The sequence below is a fragment of the Streptomyces sp. NPDC085937 genome, from assembly GCF_044540535.1.
Lineage (GTDB): Bacteria > Actinomycetota > Actinomycetes > Streptomycetales > Streptomycetaceae > Streptomyces.
The window spans coordinates 1-11813 of sequence record NZ_JBITSH010000010.1; the positions used below are offsets into that span (position 1 = coordinate 1).

Here is an 11813-nt window from a genome sequence, read left to right on the forward strand (position 1 = left end):
CACCTGGCCTGGACAACACCTGACCCGCTGAAGGGGCGCGGGGAACGGCGCGCTCCCCCCCCCCCCGCCCCCCCCCCCCCCCCGCCCCCCGGGGGGCCCCCCCCCCGGGGGGGGGGCCCGGGGGGCGCCCCCCCCCCCCCCCCCCCCCCCCCCCCCCCCCCCCCCCCCCCCCACGGCCGGTCTGTCAGTCGCGGGCGACCTGCGGGGCGATGTCCTCGGTGAACCGGCCGGCGGGCGCGGCGGCACGCCGGACGGCCGCGGCCGGGTCGGTGCCGCAGAACGAGGCGTCCAGCGTGGCGCCCAGCGTGGTGTTCACCGTGCCGTTGTTCGATGTGTTGGCCAGCGAGGCCATGCTGCGGCGGCCGTCGCTCGTGGTGAAGGCGTACGTGTAGTAGCCCTGCACGGTGCCCGTGTGCCCGTAGACGGTGGTGCCGCAGGACAGCGTCCGGCCGCGCAGCCCCAGCCCGTAGGACTGCTTGCCGTCCGCGGTGACCGGGACCATGGTGGTCATCTCGTCCAACTGCTCGGCGGGCAGCAGCTTTCCGGACAGCAGCGCGGAGAAGAACCGGTTGAGGTCCCTGGCGTCGGAGATGACCGCGCCCGCGGACTGCGCCCAGGAGACGGTCTGCTCGGTGGAGTCGACCAGCGGCAGCGTGGTGTCGTCCTGACGGAGGTAACCACGGGCGTACGTACCGGAGATGGTCGTCCGCGGGTGGACGTACGACGTGTTCCTCAGTCCCAGCGGCTTGAAGATGCGCTTCTGGTAGTGGGTGGCGATCGGAGTCCCCGTGACGTGCTCGACGAGCGCGCCGATGACGACGAAGTTCGTGTTGGAGTAGCTGTAGGCGGCGCCCGGCGTGTTGTTCAGCGGCCGCTCGGTCGACAGGTCGATGAGCTCCTGGTAGCTGAAGACCTTGGTGCGCACCGCCTCGAAGCCCGGCACGGTGTTGTAGAACATGTCGTTCGTGTAGTCGTACAACCCGCTGCGGTGGCTGAGCAGATGACGCACCGTGATGCGGTCGTCGGGCAGCGGCTGCGGCAGGTAGCGGTTGGCGGGGGCGTCCAGGTCGATCCGCCCCTCGGCCACCAGCTGGAGCAGCACCACCGTGGTGAAGGTCTTGCTGACACTGCCCACCCGGAACCGCCGCCCGGTGTCCATCGGCGTGTGGGCGGCGGTGTCGGCCTCACCCGTGGCGACGTGGTAACTCCTGCGGCCCTCGTCGATCCGGGTCAGGGCGCCGGGAGCGCCCTGGGCCAGCGCCTTCTCGTGCACCGCGGCCACGGCGGCGAGATCGGGCGCGGGCAGGGAAGGGGAGTCGGCGAGGGCGGGGGAGGCCGCCAGTGTGACGATCAGGGTGGAGCCGGCGAGCACGACGCTCACGTCTTTGATCCGCATCCGCATCTTCCTGGGTGTGGGGGACGGGCAGGCGCCTGCGGCCGGAGCGTCGAAGCAACTACCCCTGGTCAGAGGGAAGTTGACTGAGTCACAGAAGGCCACGGCGGCAACGTCTGCATCGTAGTCCACCCGCGTCACGGTGATCCGGGGAACGACGTACCGCCGCGCCGGTTGGCCGGTTCTCGTGGGTGAGCCCCGGACCAGGGGAAAGCGGCACCGATGTGTCCCCCGCTCCGTGCCGGGACAGCCGTTCACTGCCGCTCGGGCGTGCCCCCGCCGATCCGGTAGTGACGCGTTCCCGCCGCCCCGCGGGGAGCCGGCGCCGGCCATACGCAGTCCAGCACCGAGGCCGAAGGGCCGAACAGCGCGGACGGCACCTCGCCGCGCGGGAACCACTCCCAGCGCACGATCTTGTCCGGCTCGGTGACCACGGGCGTGCCCGCCGCTCCCTCGGCGACCGCCGCGGCCGTGACCCGGGTCAGCCCCTGGAGGCCGTCCACCACGACCGCCAGGACCCGTACGGCCGTCACCGGCACGGACAGCCCGGTCTCCTCCGCCAGTTCCCGCGCGGCGGCGGTCTCGAAGTCCTCGCCCGGGTCCACCTTGCCGCCCGGCAGCTCCCACCGGCCGTCGTGACCGAGACCGAGCAGGACGCGCCCGGCGTCGTCGAGGACGGCGACGCCCACCCCCGTCATGCTGTGGGGCGCGGGGCGGGCGCGCTCGGGACGCTCGGCGGCGTGTTCAGTCCTGTTCACCGGTCCCTTCTACACCCTCGCGGGGGAGGGGAGACACGACCCCCACGGTGTCCGTGGGGGTCGGGAGCCGGGGCCAGGGGCCACGGGCCAGTGGCCAGGGGGTCAGCCGAACTGGCCGGGCTGGTAGTCGCCGGCGGGCTGCTGGTTGATGACGTTGATGCGGTTGTAGGCGTTGATGATCGCGATCAGGGAGATCAGCGCGGCGAGCTGCTCCTCGTCGTAGTGCTTGGCGGCGCGCGCCCATACCTCGTCGCTCACCCCGCCGGCGGCGTCCGCGATCCGCGTGCCCTCCTCGGCCAGTTCGAGCGCGGCGCGCTCGGCGTCGGTGAAGACCGTGGCCTCGCGCCAGGCGGCGACCAGGTTGAGGCGCTGCTGGGTCTCGCCCGCGGCGGTGGCGTCCTTGGTGTGCATGTCGGTGCAGAAACCGCAGCCGTTGATCTGGCTGGCGCGGATCTTCACCAGCTCCTGGGTCGCGACGGGCAGCGGCGAGTCGTGCACCGCCTTGTTCGCCGAGTTGATGTGCCGGAGCACCTTCCCCGCGAGCGCGTTGCCGAAGAAGTCGATTCGAGCGTCCATGGTCTGCCTCACCCTCCAAGATGCGGTTGCACTCCGTTGACCGGGCAGGCACCGGACCTGTGACCGCCCTGCGATGTGATGCACGTCACCGAGTCCGGGCTTGTAGGGGTGGGGCATGCGTTGGCGAGGCTGGAAGGGGACGCCGGGGCGGGGGGCGCCCACCGCGAGGGTGCCCAGGTAACGGCCGGAGTCGTGATCGGACCTTTGCCTGGCGACCCTTGACGCGTGCCATGGCTGAAAATATCTTTCAGGCTCAAGCCAGTCGCCGAAAGTAAATTTCGACACCGAGGAGTGTGAACGTCGTGCCCGCCGCAGACGCCGTGGAGAACGGCCGGTTGCGTGAGCAACTGGCCACCATGACCACGGAGGCCCACCGCCCCGAGCTGGCGGACATCGACCGCCTGCCCACCCTCGACATCGCCCGCTTCATGAACGCGGAGGACGCCACCGTCACCACGGCCGTCGCCGCCCGGCTGCCGCAGATCGCCGCCGCGATCGACGGCGTCGCCGAGCGGATGGCCCGCGGCGGCCGGCTCGTCTACGCCGGCGCGGGCACGGCCGGCCGGCTCGGCATCCTCGACGCCTCCGAGTGCCCGCCCACCTTCAACACCGACCCCGCGCAGGTCGTGGGCCTGATCGCGGGCGGTCCGACCGCCGTGGTCAACGCCGTCGAGGGCGCCGAGGACCGTGAGGACGCCGCCCGCGAGAACCTCGACGCCCTGGCCCTGACCGCCGACGACGTGGTCGTCGGCATCTCCGCCTCCGGCCGCACCCCGTACGCCGTCGCGGCGGTCCGGCACGCCCGCGCTCTTGGCGCGCTCACCGTCGGCCTGTCCTGCAACGAGGGCAGCGCGCTCGCCGCCGCCGCCGACCACGGCATCGAGGTGGTCGTCGGCCCCGAGACGCTGACGGGCTCGACCCGGCTCAAGGCGGGCACGGCGCAGAAGCTCGTGCTCAACATGATCTCGACCATCACCATGATCAAGCTGGGCAAGACCTACGGGAACCTGATGGTCGACGTCCGGGCCTCCAACGAGAAGCTCAGGGCGCGCGCCCACCGCATCGTCTCCCTCGCCACCGGCGCCCGCGACGAGTCCGTCGAGACCGCGCTGGCCGACAACGAGGGAGAGGTGAAGAACTCCATCCTCACCCTCCTGGCGTCCGTCGACGCCCCCACCGCAGCCCGCCTGCTGCAGGACGCCCACGGGCACCTGCGCAAGGCCCTGGAAGCCGCAGCCGCCTGACGCGGCCTGCCCCACCTCACAGCAAGGCATGACCGCACCATGAGCGAAGAGAACAAGCATCGCGCCACTGCTGCCGCCATCCTTCCCCTCGTCGGAGGCGCGGGGAACGTGACGTCGGTGGCCCACTGCATGACCCGGCTGCGGCTGGGGCTGCGCGACCGGTCCCTGGTACAGGAGGAAGCACTCAAGGCACTGCCGGCGGTCATGGGGGTCGTCGAGGACGACACCTACCAGATCGTGCTGGGCCCGGGCACCGTCGCCCGTGTCACCCCCGAGTTCGAAGCCCTGGTCGAGGAGGGGCGCGCCGACGCCCCCGAGGAGCCCGCCGCTCCCGCGGGCGGGGCCGACCCCGTCACCGCCGAGGAGCTGGCGGCGCAGGGCGCGGCGCTCCGGGCGGAGCGGAAGGCGAAGAACGCCACGCCGTTCAAGCTGTTCCTGCGGCGCATCGCGAACATCTTCGTGCCGCTGATCCCCGCGCTCATCGGCTGCGGCATCATCGCGGGCCTCAACGGCCTGCTCGTCAACCTGGAGTGGCTGCCCGCCGTCACCCCGGCGCTGGCCGCCATCGCCTCCGGCTTCATGGCGCTGATCGCCGTCTTCGTCGGCTACAACACCGCCAAGGAGTTCGGCGGCACCCCGATCCTCGGCGGCGCCGTCGCGTCGATCATCGTCTACGCCAAGGTGGCCGACGTCGAGGCGTTCGGCCAGCACCTGTCGCCGGGCCAGGGCGGTGTGCTCGGCGCGCTGGGCGCGGCCTGCCTCGCCGTCTACGTCGAGAAGCGGTGCCGGCGCTGGGTCCCCGAGTCCGTCGACGTACTGGTCACCCCCACCGTCACGGTGCTGGTCTCCGGTCTCGCGACCTTGTTCGGGCTGATGTTCCTGGCCGGTGAGGTGTCGACCTGGATCGGTGACGCCGCCGACTGGCTGCTGACCCACGGCGGCGCGGGCGCCGGCTTCCTCCTCGGTGGTCTGTTCCTGCCGCTGGTGATGCTGGGCCTCCACCAGGCGCTGATCCCCATCCACACGACGCTGATCGAGGGCCAAGGCTTCACCGTCCTGCTGCCTATCCTCGCCATGGCGGGTGCGGGACAGGTCGGCGCGGCTGTCGCGATCTACTTCCGGCTGCCCCGCAACACCTCGATCCGCACGACCATCAAGTCCGCGCTGTGGCCGGGCTTCCTCGGTGTCGGCGAGCCGCTGATCTACGGCGTCTCCCTGCCCCTCGGCCGCCCCTTCGTGACCGCCTGCGCGGGCGGCGCGTTCGGCGGTGCCTTCGTCGGCCTGTTCAACCAGCTGGGCACGGACGTGGGCTCCACCGCGATCGGACCGTCCGGCTGGGCGCTCTTCCCGCTCCTCGACGGCAACCACGGCCTCGGGCAGACCATCGCCGTCTACGCGGCCGGCCTGGTCGTCGGCTACGTGGCGGGCTTCGTGGCGACGTACTGGTTCGGCTTCACCAGGACCATGCTCGCCGAACTGAACGCGGCGCCCGACGCGCCGGCGGAGAACCGGCCGGCTCCGACGGCGGCTCCGGCGGACGAACGGGTCGCCGAGAAGGTCTGACCCCCGGCCGGGACCCCGGCCGACCGCACGCCCACTGGGCCGTCCCCGGCAAGGGGACGGCCCGGTGCCGTTCGCCCGGCGGGCCGGAACCGCGGGCCGTTCAGCGCGAGGCGAGGGAGGTCTCGGTCTCGACGCGGGTGAGCTTCTCGGGATTGCGCACGTAGTACAGGCGCGTGACCCGGCCGTCCTCCACCCCGGCGGTCAGCACGCCGTCGATCCCGCCGTCCAGGCGCAGGACGAGTCCCGGGTTGCCGTTGACCGTGGTGGCCTCAACGGTGAGGGTGCCGCCGGCCTTGCCGAGGCTGCCGGCCATGTGGCGGAGCACCTTGCCCGCGCCGACGACCGGCCGCAGGGCCGCGAGCCTGAGCCCGCCGCCGTCGCTGACGAAGACGACGTCGGGGGCGAGCACGTCGAGCAGCCCCCGCAGATCGCCGGTCTCCAGGGCGGACCGGAACGAGGCCAGTGCCGCCCGGGTCTCCTCCGCGGACACCGTGGTGCGCGGGCGGCGGGCGTTGACGTGCTGCCGCGCGCGGCAGGCGATCTGACGTGCCGCGGCGGTGCCCATGACGTCTCCTGTCGTGGAATCGGATCTCGGCCTGGAGACACCGGCCGCGCGCGCGGTGTCACACCCGCCGGCGTGTGCCGTGGCTCACGCCGGTCCGGCCGTCGGGGGAGGGCGGCGGCCCTCACGGGCGCCCGGGGTTGAAGGAGCGGAGCTTGTCGGGGTTGAGGACCACCCAGACCTGGACCACGTGGTGGTCGGCGACGTCCAGGCTGATGACCGCCGCCACCTGCCGCTCGTAGCGGACCACCAGACCGGTGCGCCCGTTGACGGAGTGCGTGTCGAGGGTGGTGCGCGGATGCCGGGCCAGGAGCCGCAGCACGCTGCGGGCGACCTGGGCGTCGCCGTGCACCGGTCCCACCAGTGCCCGTACCTTGCCGCCGCCGTCGAAGACGGCTGTCGCGTCCGGAGCCAGCAGCGACGCGAGCAGTGCCTCGTCCTCCTCGGCACAGGCCCGCCGCACCGCGTGCGCCATCACGTCGTGCTGCCGGTCCGACGAGGTCCGTGCCGGGCGGGCCCGTACGACAGGCTCCGCAACGTCGGCCGGGGTGTTGTGGCCGGTGTCCGGCTGTCGTCGTACGCCGGCGGCGGCTTCCCGCGCCGTCCCGAGGACGTCGTCGAGGACCAGGGCGGCCCGTTCGGCGGGTGTCAGGGAGTCGAGGGCCGACAGGCGGAGGCCGGCGGGCTCCTCCTCCGGCACGCCGCCCGCCCCGGGAAGGTCGCCGTCCCGGTCGGGGAGCGCCAGGCGGGACAGACAGAGATCGCCTACGACACCGGCCAGCCAGGAGCGCGGCGTCCCGATGACTTCCCGCTCGTCGTCGGACAGCCCGTACCAGCGGCGGTAGCACTCGTCGACGGCGCTCTCCGCCGCACGGCCGCTGCCGAGGAGCCAGCGCGCCATGGCCACGAGCTGCCGCCGCTCGTCGAGGAGGTCGGCGATCGGCAGGCCCTCGTCGACGCGGCTCATACCCCACCTCCCTCACACGCTCCCGTCCGGCGGCGGACACCGCTGGACCAGGAAGACCGGACAGGCGCCCGTCCTGTGACACCCGGGAACGCGTCGACCCGCCGCGCGGGAGCTTCGGACCTCTGCGCGAAATGGTTTCGTTTCGTCCATGAAACCTGCACCCGTACCACCTACCTTTGGGAGCGCTCCCATCACGTTTCACCCACAGGATTGGAGTCATCCCCCCATGCACAACTCGCATTTATCCGCCGGTACTTACCGGCCGGCACGCCGTCGCGTCTTCCAGGCGTTCCTGATGCTGTTCGCCGTGGTGGCCGGCGCGCTGTCGTGGTCGGGCACCGCCCAGGCCCACGGTTCCGTCGTCGGTCCCGCCTCCCGCGCGTACCACTGCTGGGAGGCGTGGGGCAACGACCACATGAACCCCGCGATGGCGGAGCAGGACCCCATGTGCTGGCAGGCCTACCAGGCCAACCCCAACACGATGTGGAACTGGATGAGCATGCTGCAGGACGGGCTCGGCGGCCAGTTCGAGGCGCGGATCCCCGACGGCAAGCTCTGCAGCAACAACCTCTCGAACTTCGAGAGCCTGAACCGGCCCGGTGCGTGGAAGACCACCACCGTCGGTGACAACTTCTCGGTCCACCTGCACGACCAGGCGTCCCACGGCGCGGACTACTTCAAGGTCTACGTGAGCAAGCAGGGCTTCGATCCCAAGACCCAGACGCTGGGCTGGGACGACCTGGACTTCATCACGCAGACGGGCCGCTTCGCCCCGGCGCAGGACATCACGTTCCCGGTCCAGACCTCCGGGTACTCCGGACACCACATCGTCTTCACCATCTGGCAGGCCTCGCACCTCGACCAGGCCTACCTGATGTGCAGCGACGTGAACTTCGGCTGAGCCGCCCAGCGCACGACGGCCCGGTCCGGTGAACAGCTCACCGGACCGGGCCGCTCCGCGCGCGGGTCAGGCCGGGAGGAACACCGGCCACCAGGGCGGGACGTTGCCCGGACAGTACGGCGCGGGGTAGTCGTCCGGCATGCCGAGCCACGTCACCAGCAACCAGGTGAACGACAGGGCGAGAAGCACCCCCGCCGTCAGGGCCGTGCCGCGACCACGCCTCGCGAGGGCGCCGTACAGGATCCCGCACGGTGTCCCGGCCGCCACCCATACAAGAGGCGCGAGGAACAGCAACGTCACGCTGTTGGCCGCCGAGCCCGAACCGACGTCACACGCGGCCCACGCCCTCCCGATGACGGCAACGGACACCACCGAGGTCAGCCCGCCGAAGAGAACACCGGGACCGACGCCCCGCCCCCAGAAGCCCGGCGAACCGGCCGCACGTTGACCCACGTTCCCCCCCGTTCAGCTGTGCAGGTCGTCAGCCGACAGTATCCCGGCCGGAGACCTGTCCAGGCCTGGTCAGGCGTCTTTCCGCGCCCTTGGGCCCCCGCCCGGTGGCGGGGGCCCAAGGGGAATGGTGAGTGTTACTGCTGTGTCGCCAGCCAGTCCGCGTAGGTTGTGGTGGAGAGTTCGGCGTCGGGGCCCGGGAGGAGGGTGGATTCCTCCACGGGGGCGCCCGAGTAGCCGGCCTGGGGGTCCGTCACGATCGGGCGGGGGTCGCCCGCGGCCGTGAGTGCCGTGCGCAGGGGCTCCTCCAGCGGCACCGCCTCCGGGCCGCCGATCTCCACCATCCCGTCGACGGGCGTGGCGACAGCCGCGCGGGCCACCGCCGCGGCCACGTCGTCGGAGGCCATCGGCTGGAACTTCGCCGGCGGCACCCGCACCGTGCCGTCGACCGTCGACAGGTCCGCGAGCCCCTTCATGAACTCGAAGAACTGCGTGGCGTGGACGATCGTGTACGGCATGCCGGAAGCGGTGATCAGGTCCTCCTGCGCCTGCTTGGCCCGGAAGTACCCGCTCGCCTGCAGCCGGTCCGTGCCCACCACGGACAGGGCGACATGGTGGGCCACGCCGGCCTCCTCCTCGGCCTTCAGCAGGTTGCCGGTGGAGGTGCGGAAGAACTCCATGACGGCGTCGTCCGCGAAGGACGGTGAGTTCGACACGTCCACGACGACCGAGGCGCCCTCCAGAACCTCGGCCAGGCCCTCACCGGTGAGCGTGTTCACCCCGGTGTTGGGCGCGGCCGGGACCGCCTGGTGACCCTGTGCGTCCAGCAGGGCGACGACCTTCGAGCCGATGAGCCCGGTACCGCCGATCACTACGACCTTCATGACGAATCCTTTCGATGACGATGACGATGACGATGGTGAGAGTGGGGGAGTGAAAGGGGGCCACGCGGAGGGGAGTCGCACCGCTCACTCCGCGAGCTTGCCGTCCGCCGACACCTCCTCCATCAGGGAGGCGATCTCCGGCGGAACCGGCGGAATGCTCTCCCGGGTGACGCCGCCCGCCGGCGACCACACGAGGTTCACCCGCAGCCCCGGATCCATGTCCGGGTAGTCGCTGCGGTTGTGACAGCCGCGCGTCTCACGGCGTTCCAGCGCCGCCTCGAGCGTGGCCCGCGCGGCCAGCGCCGCCGCCTTCAGGTCGAAGGCGTGCGCCAGATCCTGGAAGCCGGCGATGTCCGGATGCACCCCGACGTCCTCCATCCGCTTCTCGATCGCGGCGAGTTCGTCCAGCCCGGCGCGCAGCCCCTCCTCGTCGCGTACGACACCCGCGTGCTCGGTCATGGTGTTGCGGATGGCGCGCTGCAACGCGCGGACGTTCTCCGGACCGTCCGCGGCCAGCAGCCCGTCGACCTCCGCCCGCGCCTCGGCGACGGCCGCCGCCGAACGGGGCTGCGCGGTCAGCGACTCCGAGTACGCGGCGGCCGCCTGCCCGGTGATACGGCCGTAGACCAGCAGCTCGATCAGGCTGTTCCCGCCCAGCCGGTTGGCGCCGTGCAGACCGCTGGACGCCTCGCCGATGGCGTACAGGCCGCGCACGTCGGTGCTGTGGTCCTCCGGCCGGACCCACACGCCCCCCATCGAGTAGTGCGCCGTGGGCGCGACCTCGATCGGGTCGCGGGTGATGTCCCGCATCTGCAGGTCCAGCAGCGTCTGGTAGACCCGTGGCAGCCGCTTCATGATCGTCTGCCGGGGCAGGTGGGAGACGTCGAGCCACACACCGCCCTTGGCCGTGCCGCGGCCCTCCTTGATCTCCGTGTAGGAGGCCAGGGCGACCCGGTCGCGGGTGGACAGCTCCATGCGCTCGGGGTCGTACCGGCTCATGTACCGCTCACCGAGCGCGTTGCGCAGGATGCCGCCCTCGCCGCGCGCGGCCTCGCTGACCAGGGTGCCCGCCGCGTTCTCCGGCTCGATGATCCCGGACGGGTGGAACTGCACCAGCTCCGGGTCGCGCAGCCGGGCCCCCGCCTCCACGGCGAGCCGGAAGGAGTCCCCGGTGTTCTCGTCGCGCCGTGACGACGTGCGCCGCCAGATCCGGGTGTGCCCGCCCGCCGCGAGGACGACCGCGTCGGCGTGGACGAGGTAGCGCGTGCCGTCCGTCAGGTCGAAGCCGTACGCACCGAACACGGCGCCCTCGTGGGTGAGGATCCGGGTGATGTACACGCCCTCCAGCACCGGTATCCGCAACTGCTCGGCACGCCGGACGAGGGTGCGCTGGATCTCCAGGCCGGTGTAGTCACCGGCGAAGGCGGTGCGGCGGAACTTGTGCGCGCCGAAGAAGCGCTGGGAGATGCGGCCGTCCTCCTCCCGGGCGAAGGCCATGCCGTAGCGCTCCAGGTCGTCGATGCCTCGCGCGGCGCCCCGGGTGACGATCTCGGTGGTGCGGGGGTCGCCCAGCAGGTAGCTCTCCTTCAGAGTGTCCGCCGCGTGCTGCTGCCAGCTGTCCTCGGGGTCCATCGTGGCCAGGGCCGCGTTGATGCCGCCGGCGGCGAGGGAGGTGTGCGCGTCGTCCTTGGGGCGCTTGCCGACGGCCAGGACGTCGACACCGGCCTCGGCCAGTTCGATCGACGTCCGCAGGCCGGCCCCGCCGGTGCCGATGACCAGCACCGTGGTGGCAAGACGTTGTTCGGTGGCAGCCACGATTGCTCCGATCGTTGAGGTGTTTCACCGACTACGACCGGACGGCCGCACGGGTTGTGACACCTCGGCGCCGCGCACGCCCTCCCAGGATGCGCCCGCCGCGCGCCCCGGGCGACTCGTGCAGGGGCGCGCACCCGCCGTCCGGCGCGGGACGGCGGGTGCGTGGGCGGGCCTCGCCGCGCATCTGCTGCGCCCCGCCCACCCCGCTGTCACTCGGGCAGCGGCCTCGGCGCCGCGATCCGGCGCACCGTCGTGACCACCGTGGGCACGGTGGCCACCGACACGTCCCCCGTGATCAGGCGCTGCACCGGGCAGCGGCCGGCCACCTTCAGCAGCCGCTCCACCTGGGAGGGATCCAGCTCGCCGGTCAGCCGGACGTGCTTGACGATCTGGCCGCGAGGGCCGAACCGCACGTCCACGCCGACGTCGTCGAGCGGCCAGCCCTGGCGTCGCGCGTACGCGCGGACGGCCATCGAGGTGCACGACCCGAGGGCGGCCAGGAGCAGTTCCCCGGGGGTGGGGCCGGTGTCCGAACTGAGCGGTTCGGGTTCGTCCGCGGTCAGCAGATGCGGTCCGACCGTGATGGAACGGGCCAGGCGCCCGCCCTCACGGACGGACACGGTGCGTCCGGTCATGATCCTGCCTCTCGGTGGTCCTGCGGGTCACCCACCAGACCGAAAGGATCACGCCCTTGTGACAT

11 protein-coding genes and 1 pseudogene are annotated in these 11813 nt (G+C 72.1%); 3 read left to right on the forward strand and 9 right to left on the reverse strand.

Features of this window, described 5'->3' with window-relative positions; all coding sequences use genetic code 11:
* Window positions 1-184: 184 nt before the first annotated feature.
* From ACIF8S_RS21110 to ACIF8S_RS21120, 3 genes are all read right to left on the reverse strand, one after another.
* Entirely contained in the window at window positions 185-1396 is a 1212-nt protein-coding gene (locus ACIF8S_RS21110) for a serine hydrolase domain-containing protein (RefSeq protein WP_400000800.1), read from the reverse strand.
* A gap of 251 nt (window positions 1397-1647) precedes the next feature.
* Entirely contained in the window at window positions 1648-2151 is a 504-nt protein-coding gene (locus ACIF8S_RS21115) for an NUDIX hydrolase (protein ID WP_400000801.1), read from the reverse strand.
* Between the two features lie 102 nt (window positions 2152-2253).
* Window positions 2254-2727: a carboxymuconolactone decarboxylase family protein gene (locus ACIF8S_RS21120; RefSeq protein WP_400000803.1), complete on the reverse strand. Its 474-nt coding sequence runs from the start codon at window positions 2725-2727 to the stop codon at window positions 2254-2256.
* A gap of 293 nt (window positions 2728-3020) precedes the next feature.
* Between ACIF8S_RS21120 and murQ the strand changes: the two genes are divergently transcribed.
* Window positions 3021-3971, forward strand: a complete 951-nt coding sequence (gene murQ / locus ACIF8S_RS21125; RefSeq protein ID WP_400000805.1) for an N-acetylmuramic acid 6-phosphate etherase — start codon at window positions 3021-3023, stop codon at window positions 3969-3971.
* A gap of 39 nt (window positions 3972-4010) precedes the next feature.
* A complete protein-coding gene (locus ACIF8S_RS21130) occupies window positions 4011-5534 on the forward strand; it encodes a PTS transporter subunit EIIC (RefSeq protein WP_400000807.1) in 1524 nt (507 codons plus the stop codon).
* Between the two features lie 100 nt (window positions 5535-5634).
* Here the strand turns inward: ACIF8S_RS21130 and ACIF8S_RS21135 are convergent.
* Together ACIF8S_RS21135 and ACIF8S_RS21140 are read right to left on the reverse strand one after the other, a co-directional pair.
* Window positions 5635-6090: pseudogene (locus tag ACIF8S_RS21135) on the reverse strand (RNA polymerase subunit sigma-24); the annotation flags it as partial.
* 130 nt (window positions 6091-6220) lie between these two features.
* Window positions 6221-7063, reverse strand: coding sequence for an RNA polymerase subunit sigma (locus ACIF8S_RS21140; RefSeq protein ID WP_400000809.1), 843 nt, complete (start codon window positions 7061-7063; stop codon window positions 6221-6223).
* A gap of 295 nt (window positions 7064-7358) precedes the next feature.
* Here ACIF8S_RS21140 and ACIF8S_RS21145 point away from each other — a divergent pair, with 295 nt between their 5' ends.
* Window positions 7359-7964, forward strand: a complete 606-nt coding sequence (locus ACIF8S_RS21145) for a lytic polysaccharide monooxygenase (RefSeq protein ID WP_145828491.1) — start codon at window positions 7359-7361, stop codon at window positions 7962-7964.
* A gap of 66 nt (window positions 7965-8030) precedes the next feature.
* On the opposite strand, the gene ACIF8S_RS21150 is transcribed toward ACIF8S_RS21145, so the two are convergent.
* The 4 genes from ACIF8S_RS21150 to ACIF8S_RS21165 all read right to left on the reverse strand — a co-directional run bounded on the left by ACIF8S_RS21150 (window position 8031) and on the right by ACIF8S_RS21165 (window position 11748).
* On the reverse strand, window positions 8031-8417 hold the full coding sequence (locus tag ACIF8S_RS21150) for a hypothetical protein (protein ID WP_400000811.1): 387 nt from the start codon (window positions 8415-8417) through the stop codon (window positions 8031-8033).
* Between the two features lie 134 nt (window positions 8418-8551).
* A complete protein-coding gene (locus ACIF8S_RS21155; RefSeq protein WP_400000813.1) occupies window positions 8552-9298 on the reverse strand; it encodes an SDR family oxidoreductase in 747 nt (248 codons plus the stop codon).
* An 84-nt stretch (window positions 9299-9382) separates the two neighbouring features.
* On the reverse strand, window positions 9383-11113 hold the full coding sequence (locus tag ACIF8S_RS21160) for an L-aspartate oxidase (RefSeq protein WP_400000815.1): 1731 nt from the start codon (window positions 11111-11113) through the stop codon (window positions 9383-9385).
* Window positions 11114-11322: 209 nt separating this feature from the next.
* The gene (locus tag ACIF8S_RS21165; protein WP_400000817.1) at window positions 11323-11748 is read right to left on the reverse strand and encodes an OsmC family protein; all 426 of its coding nucleotides are present in this window, start codon (window positions 11746-11748) and stop codon (window positions 11323-11325) included.
* Window positions 11749-11813: the final 65 nt, after the last annotated feature.